This is a genomic window from Peristeroidobacter agariperforans (genome assembly GCF_004138335.1).
Taxonomy (GTDB): Bacteria; Pseudomonadota; Gammaproteobacteria; order Steroidobacterales; family Steroidobacteraceae; genus Steroidobacter; species Steroidobacter agariperforans.
This window is the reverse complement of sequence record NZ_RYFW01000001.1, coordinates 227,916-250,518: the sequence shown is the minus strand read 5'-3', so window position 1 is coordinate 250,518 and position 22,603 is coordinate 227,916. Positions and strand designations below refer to the sequence as shown.

19 protein-coding genes are annotated in these 22,603 nt (G+C 63.2%); 10 read left to right on the top strand and 9 right to left on the bottom strand.

Annotated features, from left to right (window positions below; all coding sequences use genetic code 11):
* Positions 1-78: 78 nt before the first annotated feature.
* On the top strand, positions 79-1,929 hold the full coding sequence (locus tag EK373_RS01135) for a bifunctional diguanylate cyclase/phosphodiesterase (protein WP_129640917.1): 1,851 nt from the start codon (positions 79-81) through the stop codon (positions 1,927-1,929).
* Between the two features lie 11 nt (positions 1,930-1,940).
* Here the strand turns inward: EK373_RS01135 and EK373_RS01130 are convergent, their stop codons facing one another.
* Positions 1,941-3,956, bottom strand: coding sequence for an alpha/beta hydrolase family protein (locus EK373_RS01130; RefSeq protein ID WP_129640916.1), 2,016 nt, complete (start codon positions 3,954-3,956; stop codon positions 1,941-1,943).
* A 72-nt stretch (positions 3,957-4,028) separates the two neighbouring features.
* Here EK373_RS01130 and EK373_RS01125 point away from each other — a divergent pair, with 72 nt between their 5' ends.
* On the top strand, positions 4,029-5,465 hold the full coding sequence (locus EK373_RS01125; RefSeq protein WP_129640915.1) for a DUF1800 domain-containing protein: 1,437 nt from the start codon (positions 4,029-4,031) through the stop codon (positions 5,463-5,465).
* On the top strand, positions 5,462-6,655 hold the full coding sequence (locus tag EK373_RS01120) for a DUF1501 domain-containing protein (RefSeq protein WP_129640914.1): 1,194 nt from the start codon (positions 5,462-5,464) through the stop codon (positions 6,653-6,655). The genes EK373_RS01125 and EK373_RS01120 overlap by 4 nt, the downstream gene beginning before the upstream one ends.
* 86 nt (positions 6,656-6,741) lie before the next feature.
* Here EK373_RS01120 and EK373_RS01115 read toward each other — a convergent pair whose 3' ends face one another.
* Positions 6,742-8,061, bottom strand: a complete 1,320-nt coding sequence (locus tag EK373_RS01115) for a M20/M25/M40 family metallo-hydrolase (RefSeq protein ID WP_129640913.1) — start codon at positions 8,059-8,061, stop codon at positions 6,742-6,744.
* Between the two features lie 44 nt (positions 8,062-8,105).
* Between EK373_RS01115 and EK373_RS01110 the strand changes: the two genes are divergently transcribed.
* Positions 8,106-9,200, top strand: coding sequence for an MBL fold metallo-hydrolase (locus tag EK373_RS01110; RefSeq protein WP_157994177.1), 1,095 nt, complete (start codon positions 8,106-8,108; stop codon positions 9,198-9,200).
* A 6-nt stretch (positions 9,201-9,206) separates the two neighbouring features.
* Here the strand turns inward: EK373_RS01110 and EK373_RS01105 are convergent, their stop codons facing one another.
* A complete protein-coding gene (locus EK373_RS01105; protein WP_198683000.1) occupies positions 9,207-9,911 on the bottom strand; it encodes a DUF4097 family beta strand repeat-containing protein in 705 nt (234 codons plus the stop codon).
* A 132-nt stretch (positions 9,912-10,043) separates the two neighbouring features.
* On the opposite strand from EK373_RS01105, the gene EK373_RS01100 reads away from it, so the two are divergent.
* The 6 genes from EK373_RS01100 (at position 10,044) to EK373_RS01075 (ending at position 16,062) form a co-directional block, all read left to right on the top strand.
* Positions 10,044-10,550: a DUF2721 domain-containing protein gene (locus EK373_RS01100; protein WP_129640911.1), complete on the top strand. Its 507-nt coding sequence runs from the start codon at positions 10,044-10,046 to the stop codon at positions 10,548-10,550.
* A gap of 109 nt (positions 10,551-10,659) precedes the next feature.
* Positions 10,660-11,163 carry a hypothetical protein gene (locus EK373_RS01095; protein WP_129640910.1) on the top strand — a complete coding sequence of 168 codons (504 nt, stop codon included), beginning with the start codon at positions 10,660-10,662 and terminating at the stop codon, positions 11,161-11,163.
* A 53-nt stretch (positions 11,164-11,216) separates the two neighbouring features.
* Positions 11,217-12,503, top strand: a complete 1,287-nt coding sequence (locus tag EK373_RS01090) for a dicarboxylate/amino acid:cation symporter (RefSeq protein ID WP_129640909.1) — start codon at positions 11,217-11,219, stop codon at positions 12,501-12,503.
* A 14-nt stretch (positions 12,504-12,517) separates the two neighbouring features.
* Positions 12,518-13,069: a GNAT family N-acetyltransferase gene (locus tag EK373_RS01085; RefSeq protein ID WP_129640908.1), complete on the top strand. Its 552-nt coding sequence runs from the start codon at positions 12,518-12,520 to the stop codon at positions 13,067-13,069.
* Between the two features lie 205 nt (positions 13,070-13,274).
* The gene (locus EK373_RS01080) at positions 13,275-15,665 is read left to right on the top strand and encodes a protein kinase domain-containing protein (RefSeq protein WP_129640907.1); all 2,391 of its coding nucleotides are present in this window, start codon (positions 13,275-13,277) and stop codon (positions 15,663-15,665) included.
* Positions 15,666-15,678: 13 nt separating this feature from the next.
* The gene (locus EK373_RS01075; RefSeq protein ID WP_129640906.1) at positions 15,679-16,062 is read left to right on the top strand and encodes a hypothetical protein; all 384 of its coding nucleotides are present in this window, start codon (positions 15,679-15,681) and stop codon (positions 16,060-16,062) included.
* A gap of 26 nt (positions 16,063-16,088) precedes the next feature.
* On the opposite strand, the gene purD is transcribed toward EK373_RS01075, so the two are convergent.
* The 6 genes from purD to prmA form a co-directional block, all read right to left on the bottom strand.
* Positions 16,089-17,378 (bottom strand): phosphoribosylamine--glycine ligase, encoded by a 1,290-nt coding sequence (gene purD / locus EK373_RS01070; RefSeq protein ID WP_129640905.1) that lies wholly within the window; start codon positions 17,376-17,378, stop codon positions 16,089-16,091.
* Between the two features lie 4 nt (positions 17,379-17,382).
* Positions 17,383-18,969 (bottom strand): bifunctional phosphoribosylaminoimidazolecarboxamide formyltransferase/IMP cyclohydrolase, encoded by a 1,587-nt coding sequence (purH, locus tag EK373_RS01065; RefSeq protein ID WP_129640904.1) that lies wholly within the window; start codon positions 18,967-18,969, stop codon positions 17,383-17,385.
* A gap of 15 nt (positions 18,970-18,984) precedes the next feature.
* Positions 18,985-19,212, bottom strand: coding sequence for a DNA-binding transcriptional regulator Fis (gene fis / locus EK373_RS01060; protein ID WP_129643233.1), 228 nt, complete (start codon positions 19,210-19,212; stop codon positions 18,985-18,987).
* Between the two features lie 140 nt (positions 19,213-19,352).
* Positions 19,353-20,348 carry a tRNA dihydrouridine synthase DusB gene (gene dusB / locus EK373_RS01055; RefSeq protein WP_129643232.1) on the bottom strand — a complete coding sequence of 332 codons (996 nt, stop codon included), beginning with the start codon at positions 20,346-20,348 and terminating at the stop codon, positions 19,353-19,355.
* Entirely contained in the window at positions 20,348-21,547 is a 1,200-nt protein-coding gene (locus EK373_RS01050; RefSeq protein WP_129643231.1) for a DUF3426 domain-containing protein, read from the bottom strand. The genes dusB and EK373_RS01050 overlap by 1 nt, the downstream gene beginning before the upstream one ends.
* Positions 21,548-21,567: 20 nt before the next feature.
* Positions 21,568-22,509, bottom strand: coding sequence for a 50S ribosomal protein L11 methyltransferase (gene prmA / locus EK373_RS01045; protein WP_129640903.1), 942 nt, complete (start codon positions 22,507-22,509; stop codon positions 21,568-21,570).
* Between the last annotated feature and the right edge of the window lie 94 nt (positions 22,510-22,603).

Below are 22,603 nucleotides of genomic sequence, written 5' to 3'. Positions count from 1 at the left end.
GGACGGACTTAACTTGTGTCAACTCCAAAGCCCTAAGGAATCGAGGGGAAAGCCGGGTAATCCCGGCATTAGTTGCGCATGTCCGACCCACGTCCCGACTCGCCGACGCTACGCCTGCGCCGATTGGATGCATCGGCGCTGGAGCTCGCGGAGCTCATGCGCGAGGGACGCATCACGACCCTGTTTCAGCCCATCGTCGACCCGCGCTCGCGCGGTGTTTGCGGCTATGAGGCCCTGACCCGCGGCCCGTCCGATAGTTGGCTGCACGCTCCTCAGAATCTGTTTGAAGCGGCTCGTCGCGCCGGCCTGAAGGTCGAGCTCGACTTTCTGTGCATGCAAAACGCCTTCAGGCGTTTTGTCGCGGCGCGCGTGTCCGGCCAGCTGTTCATCAATGTTTCTCCCGACACCATCTACGAGCATCCGAATTTCGCCGAGCGCTTCGTCGATCTGGCGACCAGCGTCGGCATGCCGATGGACCGTTGTGTCATCGAGCTGACCGAGGAAAGTCTGCTGGAAGACTACGACCGCCTGCGCTCGGCCATGCAACGGCTGCGCGAGGTGGGCTGCGCCATTGCCATCGACGATCTCGGTGCGGGCTCGTCGGGCCTGCGCACCTGGTCGGAGCTGAAACCCGACTACGTGAAGATCGATCGTTATTTCGTCACCGGCATCGATGCCGACGCCACCAAGCTCGAGTTCGTGCGCTCCATGCTCGACATGGGTCGCGCCATGGGTTGCCGCGTCATCGCCGAAGGCGTCGAGACCGAGCGCGAATGCCGCGAGCTCGTGGATCTCGGCCTGGATCGGCTGCAAGGTCATTTGTTCGGTCGCCCCAGCTCGACGCCGGTCGCGGCGCTCCAGCAGCTGGAGTCGCTAGATCGCTCCATCGTTACTTACACGGCGCTGCTCGCCGAGCACATCTCGACGTACGTGCCGCCGGTGCCGCCGGACATGCGCGTTACCGAAGTCGCCGATTTGTTTCGCGACAACCCGGAACAACTGACGCTGCCGATCGTGCAGGACGGCCGGCCGCTCGGCGTCGTGCGTCGCGAGCGCCTGTTCGACCTGCTCGCCAAACCGTTGCACCCGGAGATCTTCAACAAGAAGCCGGTCACCGCGGTGATGGAGACGCCGACGTTGCTCATCGACGGGCAGCTGCGCCTGGAGCAGGTCAGCCGCCTGGTGACGCAGAAAAGCCGGCCGCGACTCACCGAAGAGTTCGTCATCACCAAAGAGGGGCGCTATCACGGCCTGGGTCAGACCATCGACGTGCTCCGGCTCATCACGGAACAGCAACTGCAGTCGGCGAAACATTCCAATCCGCTGACGCTGCTGCCCGGCAACGCCGCGGTTCGCAGCAGCATCGACAAGCTCATCGAAGTGCGCAAACGTTTCATCGTCGCGTATTTCGATCTGGATTCCTTCAAGCCCTACAACGACGTGTATGGCTATGCGCACGGCGACCAGGTGATCCTGCACCTGGCCGGGCTGCTCAAGGAACATTTCTCGGCGCGGCTGGATTTCGTCGGTCACGTGGGTGGCGACGATTTTCTGGTCGTCATGCGGTCGGCGGACTGGCGCGAGCGCGTCGTGAATGTGTTGAATCGATTCAGTGAAACCGTCGCAGATTTCTATTCGCCCGAGCATGCCTCGGCAAAGTCCATCACTGCGACCGATCGCGACGGTCGCCCGCGCAAGTATCCCTTGCTCACCCTGTCTGTTGCCGCGCTGGACTCGGAGACTATCGGCGCAACCAGTGCGGATGCGGTTGCGCATCTGCTCGCGCACGTGAAGAAGTACGCCAAACAACAGGCCGGCAACAGTTTCGTGCTCCGAAGCGACGATCGCATCGTCGACCTGCTCGCCGCCGCCCGCCGCGCGGCGCAGGCGGACATGCTGCCGATGGAGCAGTTGATGAATAGCGCCTGAGAGGGCGCGCGTCACTCCCGATTTTGCGGCCCCAGATAGCTCCACAGAAATGTTTCCATTTCGGTGAGCACGCGGATGCGCGTGTCACTGCGCGATAACCAGTGATCTTCGCCGGGCAGCTCGACGAACTTGTAGGGCTTGCCGTGCGCCTGCAATGCTTTGAACATGACTTGTGTCTGCACCGGCGGCACCACGGTATCGCTACTGCCGTGGAGTAACAGGATTGGCGCTCGAACGCCTCGCGCGGCCCGGGCCGGGGATTTGGCGATGACATTCTCGTCGTTGGCCGCGCCGATGTGTTCCGCCCAATACGCGACCGAATCCGACTCCGAACCCATCGATAATTTCTCGTAGCCGAGCATCAGCGGCAGGTCGCTCACGCCGTTGATGCTGATCGCGCAGGCATATAGCTCGGGCGTGAACGCCGCTCCCGCCAGTGCGGCGTAACCGCCGTAGCTGGCGCCGGCAATGCAGATGCGTTTCGGGTCCGCCACGCCGCGTTCCACCATCGCTTTGACGGCATCGGTGACATCGTCCTGCATCAGGCCGCCCCATTGGCGATAGCCGGCTTTCGCATGGGCCTCGCCCAAGCCGGTCGAGCCCCGGAACTGTGGTTGAAGTACCGCATAGCCGCGCGACGCCAGGAACTGCGCGAGCCAGTCGAAGCCTCCGACGTCGCGCGCCTGCGGCCCGCCGTGAGGCAGTGCGACCATCGGCAACTGTTTGCCTTCGGCGCCGGGCGGCAATGTGAGATAGGCCGGTATCTCGTAACCGTCGCGCGCTTTGTATGTAATCACCTGGACTTCGCCCAGCGTCGCCGCCACCAGCCCGGGATATTGCTCACCGACGACATCGGCCGCGCCGCGCTGGTAGTCGATCAAGTAATACGTCGATGGCTTGATCGAGGTTGAGACATCGACCAGCACGCGTGAATTGTCCGCCGAACGGCCGATTACGTGCGCATGGCTGCCGCCGAATGTCTTGCGCAGCGCTGCGGATTTCTTTTCAGCGCTCGCATCGAGCCACTGTATCTCGGGCGAGGGGCCGCCTTTCCACGCACCCAGGATCGCGCGTGAGTACGGATCCACGATCGGTGCGGAGACATCGTACGCGTCATCTTCGATGAGCGCCTGGGGTGCGCTGCCATCGATGGGCAAGCGCCAGAGTGCCTGGTGTGCCCGGTCGAGCGCACCAAACATCAACAGCGCCGAACCGTCGGCGCTCAATCCGGCGATGACGGGCGGACGAGCGGTTGCGAGCTCGAATATTTGTGTCCACGACGTGCCGCGCCGATACAGCACGGAGAAACGTTCACGCTCGGCTTCCCATTCGACGCGCGCTACCGGCTGGCCGCTGATATCTACCACCCAATCGCAGGTGAACGGCGTGCCCTCGGCGAGCATGCGGCCATCGCCGGTGGTGGTGTCGACATCGAACAAGTTATAGGTCCATCCGGAGTCCTTACGGCCGCCGCTCAGGCGCGAGCCAGTTTCCTGGCGATAGTTGGTCGCCGAGAAATCCCAGCTCGCCATCACTACGCGCCGTGGCGTGGCCGTGCGCAGGGTGAGTACGCGCGCGCCGGTGACATAGGAGAACTCACCCTTTTTCTGCAACAGGATGACGCTCTTGCGGGTGCGGACATTGATCGCCTTGATGCGCAGCCAGTCGACGGGCACGCTCATGGAGCCGTTCGCCAGCGGCACGGAGCGCGTGATGCTGTTGTGAACCAGCAAGGTGTCATCATCGGCCCAGTCCAGATCGCGGATTTTGAGCTCCGCTTCGGATTCCATTCGGAGCAACCGGGCATTCCTGGTGAAGTCGATTGCCTCGACCGCCTGCAGCGGGCCGCTGTTATCGATCCAGGCGAGTTGCTGACCGTTGGGACTCAACACCACGCTGGTCATCGCCGCCACGTTGCCAAAGGCGGCGACGGGAGGGAGAGTTGTCCCGGCGCCCAGGGCCTCCGGTACGCCTTTCCATGAGCACAGTGACACGATGATCGCGCCGACCGCCAACCAATGCTTCATCCGAAGAATCTCCCTGGCTGTACTTTTTTCCCGCCAGCCCAGTATATCCAGGGGTTTGCGACGATGTGCTGAATGGATGTCAACCGGCCGGCGCTGGCGGCGTTATGTACTCATCGGATTGGGTCATCGCCGGAGGATGGGCCGTTGACGCTCGATGCCATCATCGCCGCCAACCGTTTCGGATTGGGCGCCCGGCCGGGTGAGTTGACCGGCATCGGCAGCGACGCAAGGAATTGGCTGATTCGGCAGGTGGAAGATACTCGGCCGGTACCGCGGGAGGTGGCCGAGTTGCCATCTTCCGCGACGGCGTTTCAGACGTTTGCCAAGGCTTTGCGAGAGCGGCGCCAACAAGGCGAGAAAGACGGCGGCCGCCGCCAGATCGGCCTGATGTATCGCGATCAAGTCGCCGCTCGCTATCGGTTGGCGATTCGCACCGAGGAGCCGTTTCGGGAACGGCTGGTGCATTTCTGGACCAATCATTTCGCTGTGTCCGCGGATAAGGCCCAAGTCGTCGGGCTGGCGGCTACGTTGGAGAACGAAGCGATCCGACCGAATCTCGGCGGGCGCTTCGTCGATCTGCTGCTCGCGGTCGAAGCGCATCCGGCAATGATTCTGTATTTGGATAATCAGGCGTCCATAGGGCCGAACTCACCGCTTGCACAACGAACTTCACGGCGTGTCAAGAGTGATCGCAAGCTCGACATCAATGAGAACCTCGCGCGAGAGATTCTCGAGCTGCACACGCTCGGCGTGAATGGCGGTTACACCCAGGCTGATGTCACGACGTTCGCTCGCGCGCTGACGGGTTGGTCCGTTGCGGGGGCTCGGGGCAAGGAGTCCGAGCAGGCGGGGCAATTCCAGTTTCGTCAGATGGCGCATGAGCCGGGGGCGAAGACGATTCTCGGCAAGCGCTACAGCGAAGATGGCTTGGCTCAGCCGCGGGCGGTGTTGAAAGACCTCGCAGATCATCCGGCGACAGCGAAGCATCTGGCGACCAAGCTGACGCGTCATTTCATCGCAGACGAGCCACCGGAGAGTGCGGTCGCGCGGCTGACGAAAGTGTTCCGGGATACGGATGGAGACTTGCCGTCGTTGCATCGCGCGCTGGTCGAAAGTCCCGAAGCATGGGAGCGGACGACCGCGAAGTTCAAGACGCCGCACGATTTCGTGGTCTCGACATTCCGCATGCTCGACTTCGTGCCGACGCTCCCCGAGCAGATGCTTGCGCCGTTTCAATTGCTGGGTCAGCGGCCGTATACGCCGGGCTCGCCTGCTGGCTGGCCGGACACCGCCAGTCAGTGGGATGGTCCCGATGCGCTGCTCAAACGAATCGAATGGTCGAGCGCGGTGGGAAAGCGCATGGGTTCGAAGTTGCAACCTCTCGACGCCGGCGGGGCGTCGCTCGGCAGCGCGCTCGCCGAGCGCACGAGAGTGGCAATTGCGCGAGCGGAAAGCGGGGCGCAGGGCGTTACACTGTTGCTGGCGAGCCCGGAGTTTCAACGTCGATGAATAGGCGCGCCTTCGTCATCTCTTCCGTGCTGGGCGGCGTTGCTACGTTGCTGCCTCGGATTCCGTTCGCGTCTACCAGGGCGGACGCGCGACTTGTTCTGGTGATCTTGCGTGGCGCGCTCGATGGGCTAGCCGCTGTGCCTGCGTACGGCGACGGCAACTACGCCGGCAAACGGGGCGCGTTGGCCATCACCGCGCCCACGCAGAAACTAGATGGAATGTTCGCTCTGCATCCGTCGATGGTGAATCTCTATCAGCGGTATCGCGAGAAGGGGCTGATCGTATTTCACGCCGTCGCTTCTCCCTATCGCGAGCGCTCGCATTTCGACGGCCAGGATCTGCTCGAGAGTGGCACTGCCGAGCTGAAAGGCGCTCGCGACGGCTGGCTCAATCGCGCGCTTGCCGGCGTGCCTGCGGCCCAGAAACGCACCACTGATCAAATCGCCGTCGCTCTCGCGCAGAATGTTCCTTTGGTGCTGCGGGGTAATGCGGCCGTAAATTCCTGGGCTCCTTCGCGACTACCCGATGCGGACGCCGATACTCTGGAACGCATCGCCGATCTATATTCGACGGACGAGTATTTCGCCACCCGATTGCAGTCGGCTTTGGCGGCGGACGGCATCGCGGGCGAAAGCATGGCGGTTACAGGCGGCGGCAAGCGCGACCCGCTCAACGGATTCAACGCCGTGACATCAGCGGCCGGTAAATTCCTGGCCGCCGCCGATGGCCCGCGCATCGCCGTGATCGAAGTCGGCGGCTGGGACACGCACGCCAACCAGGGAGCCGAACAAGGCCAACTCGCCAATCGCCTGCGCAGCCTTGATCAAGGCTTGGAAACATTGCGTTCCTCTCTGGGCGCAGCGTGGAAGGACACCGCAGTGCTCGTCGTCACCGAATTCGGCCGTACGGTCGCCGTCAACGGCACCCGGGGCACCGACCACGGCACCGCCACCTGCGCCTTCCTCGCCGGCGGCCCCATCGCCGGCGGTCGCGTCATCACCGACTGGCCTGGATTGGGCAATGGCGATTTATATCAACAGCGCGATCTGAAACCGACGCTGGACCTTCGCTCTGTCTTCAAAGGCGTGCTCGGTGCGCACTTACGCATCAGCGACGGCGTGCTGGAAACGAAAGTCTTCCCTGACAGCCGCAGCGCAACCGCGCTCGATGGGCTCGTGCGGCAGAGTTAGCCGGACGCTGCTGTAAGCATGGACGCAAATGGGGCAACAACGTGCCGTCGTCTCGGCGCTGCGCCCCACCCACGCAAAGCACCCTCTTACCTCTTCCCCAACCTATACAACAACACCGCCAGCCGCTGCGTCTGAATCTGATACGTGCGCAGATCGGCGAACTCATCCGGTGTGTGCGAGCCGCCGCCGAGCAGGCCGAGACCGTCGAGGGCCATGTCGACGTGATCGGCTGCGAAAGAGATATCGGCAGCGCCGGCGTTGCGTGGGTTCACTTCGGTGATGGGGCCGAAGCCAAGGTCTTGGCTGACGCCGTCGTACATCGACAGCAACTTACGATTACCCTCCGTGGGCGCCATCGGAGGGTAGTTGTCCGTGAACTCGATCTCCGCCGAGGTGTTAGGCAAGCTCGCAGCCACGACCTTTCGCATCTTGGCGCGCGTGTCTTCGAGCTGCTTCATCGTGAGCGTGCGCAGATCGCCGGAGGCGATCGCCACCGGAGTAACGATGTTGTTCTTGCCGGAGAGCGTCGCGCCGAGCGGTTGTTGGTTGAAATCGAGCTGGGTGCTGCTGGCGATCAGGCCGGGATTGAAGGTGACGAATTCTTCGCCGCGCACTTCCTGATAAAAGCCATTGAGAATGCGCCCCAGCTCATAGGCAGCGCCGGCACCGACGTTATCGGAGAAAATCTGCGATGAGTGCGAGCTCTTCGCCTTCACTTTCACGACCCAGCCGGTCGCGCTGCGGCGCGCGGTCACAGCCTTCTTCGGATTGTCCGCGGCATTCTCCAAGCCGACGGCGATGTCCGCTGCTTTGGCAGCTTCGATCAGGTCGCGGCGTGCCAGGTCGAGCGGCTGGCCGGGGAGTTCTTCATCGCCATGCAGGACCACGGTGAACTGCAACGAGTCGAGCAGCTTCTGCTCGCGAAGCGCATCCAGCGCTGCGAGCGCGACGATGATGCCGCCCTTCATATCCGCCGTGCCGGGGCCGCGAGCGATGTTCTGGTCGACGCGCTGCCAGCGCTGAAACGGATGATTGGGCTCGAATACCGTATCGAGATGACCGATCAGCAGCACGTGCTTGCCGCGGCCAGGGCGAGTCGCGACCAGGTGGCCCGCGCGGCCGAACGGCGTGCCGTCGACCCAGGAGACTTTGAATCCCAGCGCTTCGAAGCGCGGCCGAAGCATGTCGCCGACCTGACGCACACCGGCGAAATTCATGCTGCCGCTGTTGATGTTGACGATCTGCTCGAGCAGCTCGATGGACGCTTGCTCACCCGCCGTCACGTGTTTGATCAGCGCCTTCTCCTTGCCGTCCGAGGACGACGCCTGCGCAGGCAGCGAACAGGACAGTGAGGCGAGGGCAACGAGCAGGGCGGTGGGCGCCAGGGCGCTCGGGCGAAGTCGCATGGTGGAATTTCCTCTTTCGGCCAAGAGGCCGCATGATACGCGGGATGACCGTCTCCGACCCTGCCAATACTTCCGTCGCGCCAGCGGTGACCGCGGAAGGTGAGGCGTTTCCCTCAGCGCCGCGCCGTCTGCAGTACGTGGACACACCGGCGCCTGCGTCCGGCCAGAGCGTAACGATTGCGCCGGGCGTGCGCTGGGGGCGCATTCCGCTGCCGCTGGATCTGAATCACATCAATGTGTGGCTGGTGGAAACAGACGACGGTTGCGTCGTGGTCGACACTGGCATGGCGGCCTCGGTCGGCAAGGACGCGTGGGAAGTCATGGAGCGTGAGTATTTCTCGCAGCGGCCGCTGCGGGCCGTCTTCATTACTCACATTCATCCCGATCACATCGGTCTGGCGAAGTGGCTGCAAGAACGACTGGGCGCGCCCGTGCTCATGTCGCGGCGGACGCATGAGCTGGCGCACGCGATGTGGAGCGGCGAGGGCCAGGCGCACTTCGACAAAGCCGAACAATTCTTCCGCTCGCACGGCGTGACCGATGCGCTGCAAATCCGAGCGATGTTTCGTCCCGACCGGTTCGCCCGCATGACCAGCGGCATGCCGAAGGTCGAACAGTTCATTGCGGATGAAGAAACGATTCGTTGGGGAGCGGGCGAGTGGACCGCGCTGGAGACCAACGGACACGCCGAAGGCCACTTGTGCCTGTCAAACCCAGCGGCGCGTGTGTTGATCAGCGGCGATCAGGTGCTGCCGACCATTTCCTCGAACATCAGCTTCATGTTCCACAGCACCGATCCCAATCCGCTCGGCTCGTATCTGTCGTCGTTGCAGCGGCTGCGCGCCCTGTCAGAGGACACGCTGGTGTTGCCAGCGCACGGCGTGCCGTTTCGCGGACTGCGCCAGCGGATCGACGATCTCACCGGCCATCACGTGCAGCAGCTCGACAAACTTGCGACGCTGTGTGTCGAGCCAAAAGTCGCGCTGGACGTGCTGCCCTTCCTGTTTCGCCGGGAGCTGAAGGACATGCACCTGTTCCTGGCGATTGGCGAGGCGCTGGCGCATCTGGAATACCTGGTGCACGCGGGGCGCGTCCGGCGCGAGCTGCGCGACGGACGCGTCTACTACATCAGTCTTTGAGAACCGCTATTCTTTGATGGGCTGGGCGCCGACGATCTTGCCGACGGTCGCGCTATCGCTGATACGCAGCTCGACCTCGCGCTCGAACTTCAGCGTGCCGTTGACCACCGCATTCGGACCGATCGTGATCTTCGGCTTGCGCTTGCTCCCAAAGAAGTTGAAGTCCTGTTTCTCGACATGAATGCCGCCGTCGACGCGCGAGCCTGCGCCGATTTCGATATCGCCGTTGGTCGTCTTGATGCCGTCGCCGATGCTGGCGCCTTCCAGCTCGATGCCGCCGTTGACGGTCTCGATGTGTCCGCCGACCCGGGCGCCCTTGGCGAGAGCGATGCGGCCGTTCACGCTCGTGACATTGCCGCGGACCTCGGCCTGTTCGTCCATGCGCACCCGGCCGTTGACCACCTCAACCGAGTCGGCCTTGGTGTTGCGGTCCAGGGTCACGTCGCCGTTGACGGTGTCGATGTCGCCAACCGTGGAGTCGTGGCCGATATCGATCGAGCCGCTGACGGTCTCGACGTTGTCGGCACGCACCGAATCGCCGAGATGGATCGAGCCATTGACGGTCTCGACCGAGCCGACCTGCCGGCCGCTTTCGACACGGATCGAGCCATTGATCTTGGAAATGTCCTCGTCGGCCCATAGCAGCGGGCTCGCCAGTAACAACGTCATCGCCGCCCAGGTTGCCGTGCCGGCCGTCAATTTGTTTTGCATCGATACGCCCTCCGTTCGCGTTTGAGGGTTTGGACGCGGCGATTGCTCGGAAGGTTGCAATGAGCATTTGCAACCGCCTAGCGGCATGATGCGAACGGCTGCTATCTTCTCGGACAAGTTACCGAGGTCCGCATGCTCGACACCGCTCCGCATATCGCGAATCTGGCGCAGGTCATTCAATTGGCTGTGGCGCCCGTGTTTCTTCTGGCGGGTGTAGGCACCACGTTGAACGCGCTCGCGACCCGCGTCGGACGCATCATCGATCGAGCGCGCACCTTGGAAGACCGGCTGGTGCACGTGAGCCCGGAGCAGGCGGAGGACTACCACAAGCTGCTGCGAGTGCTGTCCAAGCGTGCGACATTGGTGAATCGCGCGATCGGCCTGTCGGTGACCTGCGGCTTTCTGGTGTCGCTGGTGGTCGCGGCGCTGTTCATCAGCTCCTCGATGGGCATCAATCTCGATGCGCCGATCGCCATCACTTTCGTGATCGCGCTGGCATGTCTGGCGATGGGGCTGATTTATTTCCTGCGCGAAGTCATTCTGGCCACCAATTCGCTCACGTTCGGCGGGGTGCGGCCAACGCATCTGGAAGTGAACAGCAGCGGCAACGTGGCCAAGACGCCCGTCGCCAAAGAATGACAGGCAGGGACAAAATTTGGCGCAAAGGTGTCAGGGCTCGTCGGTCCACCTGATTCCGTGATCCAATGCACAACTTCACGCAGGACGCCCCCGGCATCATCGCGCCCACATGATCCAGCCGCCGCCAGAATTCGTGGTTCAGCCCGATGCGTTCCGCGTCTCCAAGGAATCCACGCTGCTCGCTTGCGAGTTGCGTGGGGCTTTGGCTGTCTGCGTTTATGACGATACGCAGCCGGCCGGCGGGCTGTTGCATTTGCGTTACGTCGCGCTCGCCAACGATCAGCCCCTCGATCTCACCGACAACACGCTCAGCTCCGATCTGCTGCTGATGGATCGTTTTTGCAAGGAGCTGCGCTCGGCCGGGGCGCGCAAGCAAAGCTGGCGCGTGAGCATCTTCGGGCACACGCCCGAAGTGCCGGGCATGCAAGGCCCGGCGGCGACGGTGATCGATCTCGCCAAAGCGTACTTCGCGGATGCGCGCCTGCCGGTGGAGTGCAAGGAGTTCAATCGCTCGCTCGGCCTGCTGGTGCGACTCGATCCGCGTGGCGGTCGAATTTTTGTTAATGCCACACCGGGTAGTGCACCGAACATTCGCCAGGCTGCGCCCGCATAGTCCTGCTCATGTAGACTGATCCGCTCCTGCATACAACGACAAACGCGGATCCGATGGTCACTGAAGCTCATGCCTCGCCAGCGGCCCCCACTCGCTGGTACAGCTCGCTCTACATCCAGGTGCTGATCGCCATCGCGATCGGCGTGATCCTCGGTCATTACTTCCCGGAAACCGCCACGCAGTTCAAGCCGCTCGGCGACGGCTTCATCAAGCTCATCAAGATGATGATCGCGCCGATCATCTTCTGCACCGTCGTGACCGGCATCGCCGGCATGGAGAACATGAAGGCGGTCGGCAAGACCGGCGCGCTCGCGCTGCTGTATTTCGAGGTGGTCAGCACCATCGCGCTCATCGTCGGGCTGGTGATCGTGAACGTGGTGCAGCCCGGCGCCGGCATGAACGTCGACGTGTCGCAGCTGGATGCCAGCTCGGTGCAAACATACGCCAAGGCGGCCGAGCAGCAGAGCATCACCGACTTCCTGCTGAACGTGATTCCCACCACCATCGTCGATGCATTCGCGAAGGGCGACATCCTGCAGGTGTTGTTGTTCTCGGTGCTGTTCGGCTTTGCGCTGCACGCCGTCGGCGAGCGTGCACGGAGCGTTTTCGATTTCGTGGATCGCTTCGCGTCGGTGATGTTCCGCATCGTCGGCATGATCATGCGGCTCGCGCCCATCGGCGCGTTCGGCGCGATGGCGTTCACCATCGGCCAATATGGGCTCGCGTCGCTCGCGTCGCTCGGCAAGCTGATGGCGTGCTTTTACGCGACCTGCCTGTTCTTCATCTTCGTCGTGTTGGGCACGATCGCCAGGGTGCACGGCTTCAGCATCGTGCGTTTCATTCGTTACATCCGCGAAGAGCTGTTCATCGTGCTCGGCACGTCCTCGAGCGAGTCGGTGCTGCCGCGGATGATGGGCAAGATGCAGCAGGCCGGCGTCGAGAAGCAGGTGGTCGGGCTGGTCATTCCCACCGGCTATTCATTCAACCTCGATGGCACTTCGATCTACCTGACCATGGCGGCGGTGTTCATCGCCCAGGCCACCAATGTGCCCATGTCGCTGCTCGACCAGCTGACGCTGCTGGGCGTGCTGCTGCTGACCTCCAAGGGAGCCGCCGGCGTGACCGGCAGCGGCTTCATCGTCCTGGCGGCGACCCTGTCGGCGCTGGGCACGCTTCCGGTCACCGCGCTGGCGTTGATCCTGGGCATCGACCGCTTCATGTCCGAGGCCCGGGCGCTGACCAATCTGATCGGCAATGGCGTCGCCACCCTGGTGGTCGCCAGATGGTGCGGAGCGCTCGATGAGAACCGATTGCGGGAGGAGTTGAGCCCGGGCAGTTGAGCTAGTATGGGCCGATGAGCGCAGTGGCCCCCTTCCAAACCAGTCCCCAGCTGAATTTCGTCCCGGTTACGCACCCGGAGCAGCTCGCAACGGTGGCGGCGCTCGCCCACGAGATCTGGTACGAATATTACGTACCCTTGATCGGCCGGACCCAGGTCGACTACATGGTCGACAAGTTCCAGAATCCCCAGGCAATGCAGGTCCAGATCGATCAGGGATATGAGTACTTCCTGGTGCAACGGCAGCTCGAAAGTGGCAAGCAATCCGACATCGGCTACTGCGCGGTGCAGCAGCAACCCGGAAGGGTGATGTTCCTCAGTAAGTTTTACCTGCACCATGCCGCCCGCGGTTCGGGAACCGGGCGTAGATGCATGGAGTTCATTGAGGGGCTCGCCAGGCGGCGCGGGCTCTCCCTGTTGTGGCTGACCGTCAACAAAGGCAATCCGGCAGTGCAGGCCTACCAACGGCTGGGTTTTCGGATTGCCGCAGACCTGGTGATGGATATCGGCGGCGGCTTCGTGATGGACGATTACCGAATGGAAAAGGCACTCGAGGTGCCGGGCTGACGACGAACCGCCATTCCAGCGAATCAGGCCGAGGTCGGAGCCGGGCGACAGGTATCGTTCAGCTTGCGACGCCGATACATTGAGCCGCATCGGCGTGAGCCGAATACCTGCTCGGGTCGAGCGCCGCTGCGATCGAACCAAGCGGCCTGCGGATCGCCTAAAGACACAAGCGACGTTGCGAATTGGGGCAATACTGTAAACGGTGATGAGTCTGTCCATCGACAAGGACCTTGGAGAGCAGGGCGAGAATGCCCGTGCGGTGCTCGCCAGCTGGCTGGATGATTACATCTCCGGCCGGTGCGACCGTGCGGACATGCAGGCCCAGTTCTTGTCGGTCTGCCGCAGCAATCCCGACGCGCCCTGGGATGCGCTGGCGCTGCTGGACCAATATCAGCGCCGCGGGCGCATCGATGTAGCGCTGGCCCGCACGCTCAAGACCGATATCGCGCAGCTGGTGTTCGGCGTCGCCAATCAGACCGAATCCAAAGCGGACGGCGCGCCGGGCGATCACGACACCACCGACGTCACCATCGATACCACCGGCTCGCGCTGGCGCAAGTTGATGGCCGAGCGCGATCCTGACTCGATCAATTCCGAGCCGGCGTTCGTCGATCCTTCCCTGCTGCGCAGGGGCGATGAAGACGCCACGGCCTTCCGCCGCGAGATCGAGGAGCCGCCGACCCGTCCGCCGCCGTCATTGAAGCACACCGATGACGACTCGATTCTGGTCCGAGGCCGCCCGCAAGAGCCCGCGCCTGGTGTGCACACACATGGCCCGGCGATCGAGCGTGAGCGCGAACGCCCGATGCGTCCGTCGTCGGTGCCGCCTCCCGGACTCACGAGTGATGTTCTGCGCGATCGGTACGAGCTGACCTCGATTCTCGGCCGTGGCAGCACGGGAACTGTCTACAAGGCCATCGATCGGCACCGCGCGCACCTGGAACCGTCGTCGCGCTGTGTGGCGGTCAAGGTGCTCAAGCTCAATTACCAGGATCGCCCCGATGAGCTGGCGCAGCTGGAGCGCGAGTTTCACGAAGCGCAGTCGCTGTCGCACCCGAACGTCGTCAGCGTGTTCGACCTGGATCGCGACGGCAATGTTTATTTCATCGTCATGGAGCTGCTCGAAGGCGAGCTGCTCGCGGACATCCTGAAGCGGCTGGATGGTCAGCCCATGGCGCGTCATTACGCGCTCGGCGTCATCAGCAGTGTCGGTGCGGCGCTGGCTCACGCGCATCGTCGCAACGTCGTGCACGCCGATCTGAAGCCACGCAACGTCATGATCACCACGACGGGTGAAGTGCGCGTACTCGACTTTGGTTTCGCGCGCGACCGTCCACTCGATTTGCACACGGCTTCCGGGCTGCACGAAGGCCCGGGCGTCGCGCCTGCGTATGCGAGTGTCGAGCGGGTGAATGGCAGTGACCCGCATCCCAGCGATGACGTGTACAGCCTCGCCTGCATCGCCTATGAATTGCTCTCCGGTCGCCATCCTTTCGGCGGCCGGTCCGCACCGCTGGCGCGAGCGCACGGTCGTGCGCCTCAGCGCATCCCGGGTCTGACGGGTAAGCAGCAACAGGCATTGCAGCGTGCGCTGATGTGGACTCGCGGCGAGCGTCGAATCGATATCGTCGAGCTGCTCGCCGGCCTGGGCTGTGGCGAGGCGCCGAGTCGTTTGGGATCGCCGTCCGAATTGATCACGCCCGATTCATCGCTGGGGCGATGGCGCCGAGCGGCAGTGGCGGTCACGCTCGCGCTGGTCATTGCCAGCGGTGCTTACGCGGTGTGGCAGTACGGGCTGCTGCCGAACAATCTGGCGAACGTGTTGCCCGTGATGCCGCCCATCGCCGATCGCGAGCGGCAGAGTGAAGTGGCGGCCAACACGGGCGTGGTCGAAGAAGACACGGCAGCGCGCGATACGATTGGATCGCAGCCGATGGCGCCCATCGCGCCACCCGATGTCGAGCCGCTGCCTTCGGGGCAGCGCCAGACCGCGCCGTCGGTTCCGGGCCCCGCACAAAGCGGTCAGCAAAGCGCGCAGACAACTGTGCCGACTCGCCCGCGCGGTGAGGCCCAGGTTCCCGTTCCGCTTCCCGAGCTGACGCGACCGTCGGCTGCGTCGAGGCAGTCGGCCGAGAGAGAGGCAGGCCAGTCCGGCCAGCAAACATCGCGCGCACAGTCGCAAGAGGCTGAGCCGAGTGCGTCAGGATCGAGCGCGTCAGTCGCGAGCTCGTCGGCGCCGGCCGGTGCGACCCGTCCGGTGATCGTTGAATTCGACAAGGACAGCTACGTCACATCGGAAGGCGACGGCTCGGTTCGATTGGTGATTCGTCGCACGGGCTCAACACGGCGCGCGGTCGCAGTTTCCTGGACTCTGCGCAGCAACTCCGCTGAGATGGGCGCTGACTTCGCCGGTATTGGCCCGGGCGTCGAGCGCATCCCCGCCGGCGCACGCGAGGCGAACATCACGATCCCGTTGGTGCAGGACTCGATCAAGGAAACCACCGAGTTGTTCCTGGTCGAGCTGCAGGTCAACGAGGAGGGCGTCACCCTGGGCGAGCGCAGCAGCGCCGCCGTCATCATCGTCGACGACGACTGATCCGGGCCGTAGCATGGACGTACGATTCTCCCGACATGCGCTGTATTGTCAGATCAGCCGCGCCGAGCTGGAGACGTTAACGTCGGGCCGTTCCGTCGATCTGATCGTGTCCTTGCCGCGTCATCGTTCGTTTCGAGTCGGCGTGCGTTCCTCGGCGATGAGCGCCGACCGCGGCGGCTGGCAGTTGGAGAGCGATCCCACCGGCATCTGGTTGACCATTCCCCGAGCCGAGTTGGAACAGCTCGGACAAACGGAAACGTTTGCTGAGAGATTGATGCGCGACTTTCCGGTGACGTCGGATCAACAGATGCGGGTGATACTGGAGGCCGTGCCGGATGCACAGCCCGAAGATCGCAGCGTAATCGAGATCACGCCGGTACACGATCCTGCGGAGTGACAGGCAAGGCTGCGCTGCGCTGAGCTCTACTTCTTAGCTGTCTCTCTCTGCACGGCGCGATAGCCGATATCACGGCGATACTGCACGCCATTCCAGCTGATCTGGTCGCACAGCGCATAGGCGGCCTTCTGAGCGTCGCTCACGGTGTTACCAAGACCGACCGCGCACAGCACGCGACCGCCGTTGGTAACAACCTTGCCGTCGCTCAGCGACGTGCCGGCATGAAACACTTTGCCCGGCAGCGCTGCGGCTTCCTTCAGGCCGTGAATTTCATCGCCTTTGCGCACCGAGTCCGGATAACCGCCGGCGGCGAGTACGACCCCGAGCGCTGCGCGCGGATCCCATTCGGCCTTCACTTGATCGAGCCGCCCGTCCAGCGCCGCCTCACACAGCGCAGTGAGGTCCGACGTAAGTCGCGACATGATGGGCTGCGTTTCCGGATCGCCGAAGCGGCAATTGAACTCGAGCACATTCGGCGTGCCGTCCGGAGCGATCATGATGCCGGCGTAGAGAAAGCCGACGTACGGCGTGCCATCGCTGATCAAGCCATCGGCCGTCGGCTGCATCACTTCACGCATGATGCGAGCGTGCAGCTCGTCGGTGACGACCGGAGCAGGCGAGTATGCGCCCATGCCGCCGGTGTTCGGGCCTTGGTCACCATCGTCGCGACGCTTGTGATCTTGCGACGTGGCGAGCGGCAGGATGTGCTTGCCGCTGACGATGGCGATGAAGCTGGCTTCTTCGCCTTCCAGAAATTCCTCGATGACGACAGTGCTGCCGGCGGCGCCAAACTGGCCGTCGAACATGGCCTGCGTGCTGGCAATCGCTTCTTCCTGCGTGGCGCAGATGATCACGCCTTTGCCGGCAGCCAGGCCGTCGGCTTTCACGACGAGCGGCGCACGCTGAGCGCGCACCCACGCGGGATCGAAGTTAGCCTTGGTGAAAGTGGCGTATGCCGCCGTCGGGATTTTGTGACGACGGAGGAATTCCTTGGTGAACGCCTTCGAGCCTTCGAGGCGTGCGGCAAGCTTGCGAGGTCCGAAGCAGCGCAGGCCGGCAGCTTCGAACGCATCGGTCACGCCGATCACCAGCGGCGCCTCGGGGCCGACGATGGTGAGATCGATCTTTTCGCGCCTGGCGAACTCGATGAGCTTGGGAATGTCGTCAGCGGCGATATCGACGTTCTTTACGCCCGCTTCGAGCGCGGTGCCGGCATTACCAGGCGCGACGAACACAGCGCTCACGCGCGGAGTGTTGGCAACCTTCCACGCGAACGCATGCTCGCGGCCGCCGGAACCAAGAATTAGTACGCGCATCGGCTTAATGTCTGAAGTGCCGCATGCCGGTCAGCACCATGGCCATGCCATGTTCGTTCGCTGCGGCAATGACTTCATTATCGCGCACCGAGCCGCCCGGTTGAATGACGGCCTTGATGCCGAGCTCGGCGGCGACGTCGAGACCATCGCGGAACGGAAAGAATGCATCCGACGCCATCACCGCGCCTTTGACTTCCAGGCCTTCGTCCTTCGCTTTCATCGCAGCGATGCGGCTCGACACGACGCGGCTCATCTGGCCCGCGCCGACGCCGAGGGTCATGCGGTCCTTCACATAGATGATGGCGTTCGATTTGACGTACTTGCATACCTGCCAGGCGAACAACAGGTCGGCGAACTGCTCATCCGTCGGCACCAGCTTGGTGACGACGCGCAGATCGCTGCGGCTGACGCGGCCTTCATCGCGCGTCTGCACGAGCAAGCCGCCGTTTACGCTGCGATATTCGTAGCGAATCCCGGTGGGGGCGACACCGCCCGTCGTGAGCACGCGGACATTTTCTTTGCGAGCGCAGATCTCGAGCGCTTCCGGCTCGACTTCCGGAGCAATGATCAGCTCGACGAACTGACGCTCGACAATCGCGCGCGCCGTGTTCGCAGTAAGCGGGCGATTGAACGCAATGATGCCGCCGAATGCTGACGTGGGGTCGGTGCGAAACGCACGATCGTAGGCGGCGAGTGTGTCGCCCGCGACAGCAACGCCGCACGGGTTGGCGTGCTTCACGATCACACAGGCCGGCTCTTCGAACTGACGCACACATTCGAAGGCCGTATCGCCATCGGCGATGTTGTTGTACGAGAGCTGCTTGCCCTGCAATTGTTTCGCGGTGCCGATGCTGGCGCCGGGAGCGTCGGGAACGGCATAGAACGCCGCCGATTGATGCGGGTTCTCGCCGTAACGCATTTCCATGCGCTTGGCGAACTGCAGCGACAACGATTCGGGATATTCCCGCTTCGCGCCTTGCTCGGGCTGCGTGACGCGAGTCAGGTAGCTGGCGACCGCTGCGTCATAGCTCGCGGTGTGCGCGTAAGCCTTGGCGGCGAGGCGCTTGCGGGTCTGTTCGGAGACGGCGCCGTTCGACGCATTCAATTCATCGAGCACGGCGCTGTAATCGAGCGGATCGACGATGACCGTCACCCGATCGTGATTCTTCGCCGCTGCGCGCACCATCGCCGGACCGCCGATGTCGATGTTCTCGATCGCATCTTCGTAAGTGCAATCGGGCTTGGCGATAGTTGCCGCAAATGGATACAGATTGACGACGACCAGGTCGATGGGCTCGATGCCATGCGTCTGCATGACGGCGTCGTCGATTTCGCGGCGACCGAGCAGGCCGCCATGAATCTTCGGGTGCAGCGTCTTGACGCGCCCATCCATGATTTCGGGGAAGCCCGTGTGCGCCGAGACCTGGGTGACTTTGACGCCGCTTTTTTCGAGCAGGCTGGCGGTGCCGCCGGTGGAGAGGATCGCCACGCCGCGACGTTGCAAGGCCTGCGCGAATTCAACCAGGCCGTCTTTGTTCGAAACACTCAGCAGCGCGCGACGCACACCAGAAGAAGACAAAGCAGGGGACATGGCGGTCGATCTCTCTCAGTTTGACAGACCGTAGGTCTTCAACTTCTTACGTAACGTGCCGCGATTGATGCCGAGAATATCGGCCGCGCGGCTCTGATTGCCTTCGGCGTAGTCGAGCACGGCCTTGAACAGCGGCTCTTCCACTTCACGCAGCACCAGGTCGTACAACTGACCGGGCTTGTGGCCGTTCAACGTCGCGAAATAGGAATCGAGCGCTTCCGCCGTCATCGTCCTTAAGGGCATCGCCCGCGTCGCGGGTCGTGCCAGCGGCTCTCGACGAGCTCTGGTTTTTTTTCTGGGGGCCATGGCCTCTCCGCCAAAATTCTCTGCAATCAAAAATTCGCTCACGTCGCGTGCCCTTCAGGTGCGCGCGACATAAGTAACTATGCCGCGCTTGACAGACTCTCTTCCGGCGCTTCTTCGAGCGCATTGAAATACGCCTGTACGCGATCGAGTTGTGTCGTCGCGTCCGTCGCCTGCATCACGGCTTGTCGTAAAGCCGGCGCAGACGCGCGACTCTTCGCATACCAATCGATGTGCTTACGCGCGACCCGGACTCCCGCCTCCTCCCCGTAGAAAGCATGCAGATCGCGCAAGTGAGCGAGCATGATATCACGGACTGTCGCGATGGAAGGCGCGGCAAAAAATTCTCCGTTCAGCGCGGCGAGAATCTCACGAAAGATCCACGGGCGACCTTGTGCGCTGCGCCCGATCATCAAGCCATCTACGCCGGTCTGTTCAAGTACGTGCTTCGCTTTCGCAGCTGAGTCGATGTCGCCATTGGCGAAAATCGGAATCGACACGCTCTGCTTGATGGCGCGGATGGTTTCGTACTCAGCGTTGCCCTGATACATGCAAGCGCGCGTGCGACCGTGAACCGCCAGCGCCTGCACGCCGATTGCCTCGGCCATGCGCGCGATGTTGAGGCCGTTACGATGCTCGGGATCCCAACCCGTGCGCATTTTCAATGTCACCGGCACGCTCACTGCCTTGACAACCGCTTCGAGAATCGACCTCACCAACGGTTCGTCCTTCATCAGCGCCGAACCGGCCGCCTTATTGCAAACTTTTTTCGCCGGACAGCCCATATTGATATCGATGATTTGCGCGCCGGCGTCGACGTTACGTTGCGCGGCCTCGGCCATCATCTCCGGATCGCCGCCGGCGATCTGCACGACGCGCGGCTCGGGCTCGCCACTGTGATCCATGCGCCGACGTGACTTCTCGGTGTGCCATAAACGCACATCGCAAGTCAGCATTTCTCCAGCGGCAATGCCCGCTCCCATGCGCCGACACAACAACCGGAACGGCAGATCGGTCACGCCTGCCATGGGCGCGAGCGCGAGATTGTTGACCAGTTCGTAACCGCCGATGCGCATCACAGCTTGCCCGGAACGTCTGCGGCGCAGACCGGGCCGCGCGCGCCGCGCAAGCAGACGTCGAATCGGAAACCTTCGGCGTCCGGACCCGGATCGACGATCGCGATGCTGGCGTTGCTTTGTTGAGCGGGCGCCAGCATGCGATCCGGCGCGGCGGTAGGGTCGAGATATTCGGAAGGATCGAATTCGCGCGCGCGCACCTGATCGCCCCAACGGTCTTCGAGCACTAACTTCAGCAAGGGATAGGGCTGCGGAAAGTCGGCGAGATTTTTCACGCTGGCGCGCACCTTCAGGGTTCCAGGCGCCGCGGGATCGGCAACCACGCCCCATTGACGCACTTCATAGGCGTGTAAGTTCCAATCGGGCCGCAACGTCAGGCCAAGTGCGCCATAAACGCTCTGCAGGGGCGCGCCGATCTGCGGGTGCCGCGCCAAAGTGGCGCGATAGTGATGTACGACTTGCACGAGCAACAGTAGAACCAGCGGCGCCGCCAGGATCTTCCACAGCGATGACACGTCCTCGGTGGGCTGCTGCTGGGGCGGGAAGTCGAAATCGACGGCCGGCGTTTCATCGACAGCGATCGCGCGCGGATTACGACGCGTTCGTGTGCCGGCCGGCGGTCGCACGCGTGTGTTCGTGAAGTTCGTTTGCGGCTGAGCCTGCGCCCAGCGACCCGATTGTGAGGCCAGGCGTGCGGCTTCCATCTCCGCGGCCGCGGCTTCGATGTCTGCATCCTCTTCAGCGACGCTGGAATATTCCTCCCGCATGTCGATGACGTCGGGCTCAGCAGCGCTATCTTCGTCATTGACGTCGCCGTCGACGGTGGCGTCGTCCTGGTCGATCTCGACCCACTCCTCGATGACTTCCTCGCGGATCTGCGGCTGGCCTTGCCCGCTCTCGTCGATGGCCTCGTACACGCCGCTGATTTCGATGTGGCGGCCTTCGAGCGTGATGTCCTCGTGCTCGATCGGCTCCTCGACTTCAATCTGTCCGGGGGACGGCGGCGGTTGCGGAATCGCGCGCGGCGGGCGCATGAACTGGCCGCTTTCGATCTCGCCGTCGTCGGTTTCTTCGATCAGGCGCTCGAGCGCGTCGAACTGTGTCTGGCAGCGGCCGCAACGCACTTGACCGTGCGCGACCCGAAGGATCTCGCTGGTGACGCGAAATGTCGTCTGGCAGCTGGGACACTGAGTCAGCATGCTCGGATCATCACGGGCGCTTAAATGGGTCTGGGCGGCGGTGGAGTCGGGCGGCGCACGCCGTCGAGGCGCGCCCAGTCGTCTCGGGCGACGACGGGGGCGATATCAAACCACGGCGCATAGGTGGTTGCCACAGCTTCCGCCTGATTCCGCAGAATTCCCGACAACACCAGCCGGCCGCCTGCGCGGATCCGGCTCGCGAAGGCCGGCGCCAGGCTTTCCAACGGCCCGGCCAGGATATTGGCCAGCAGAATGTCGGCTGGCGCGTCGTGCGATTCAGCCTCGCTATCGACCAGGCGCGCAACGATGAGCTGCGCGACGCCGTTGCGTTCAGCATTGTCGTGAGTGGCCAGCAGTGCTTGCGGATCGATGTCGATCGCAAGTACCTCGGCCGCGCCCAGCTTGGCGGCAGCGATAGCGAGGATGCCCGAGCCGCAGCCGTAATCGATGACTCGCGTGCCGGCGACATTGGCGGCATCCAGCCATTCGAGGCACAGCGCCGTCGTGGGATGGGTGCCGGTGCCGAAGGCGAGGCCGGGATCCAATTCGATCAGAACGGGGGCGGGGATCGCGCGCAATTGTTCCGCATCGGGCTGCTGGCCGCCCGGGCAGATCCACAGCCGCTGACCGAAACGCATGGGCCTGAAATCTTTCAGCCACTCGCGTTCCCATGCCCGGTCCTCGAGTGTTTCGAAAGCGACGCGCGCCAGCGGCTCGGCGAGCTCGCCGCTCAACTCCGCGCGCAGGATTTGTAGCAGCTCTTCTGGATCAGGCTCACCTTCGAACAGCGCTTTCAGGCGGACCCGCGGCCACAGCGGTGTCGTTCCGGGAAGCGGTTCGAGCACGGGATCGTCACCCTCGTCCTCGAGGGTGATGGAGGAGGCGCCGGCCGCCAGCAGCGCATCCTCGTACGGCGCAGGGTCGGCTGCGCCGATCGGAAGGATGAGCTGGAGGAAGGGCATGGCGGTTAGCGGGTGGCGGTTCGCGGTTGGCGGTTAGGTCGGAAAGGCGTAGTGGCTTTCTTCACCAACCGCCAACCGCGAACCGCTAACCGCC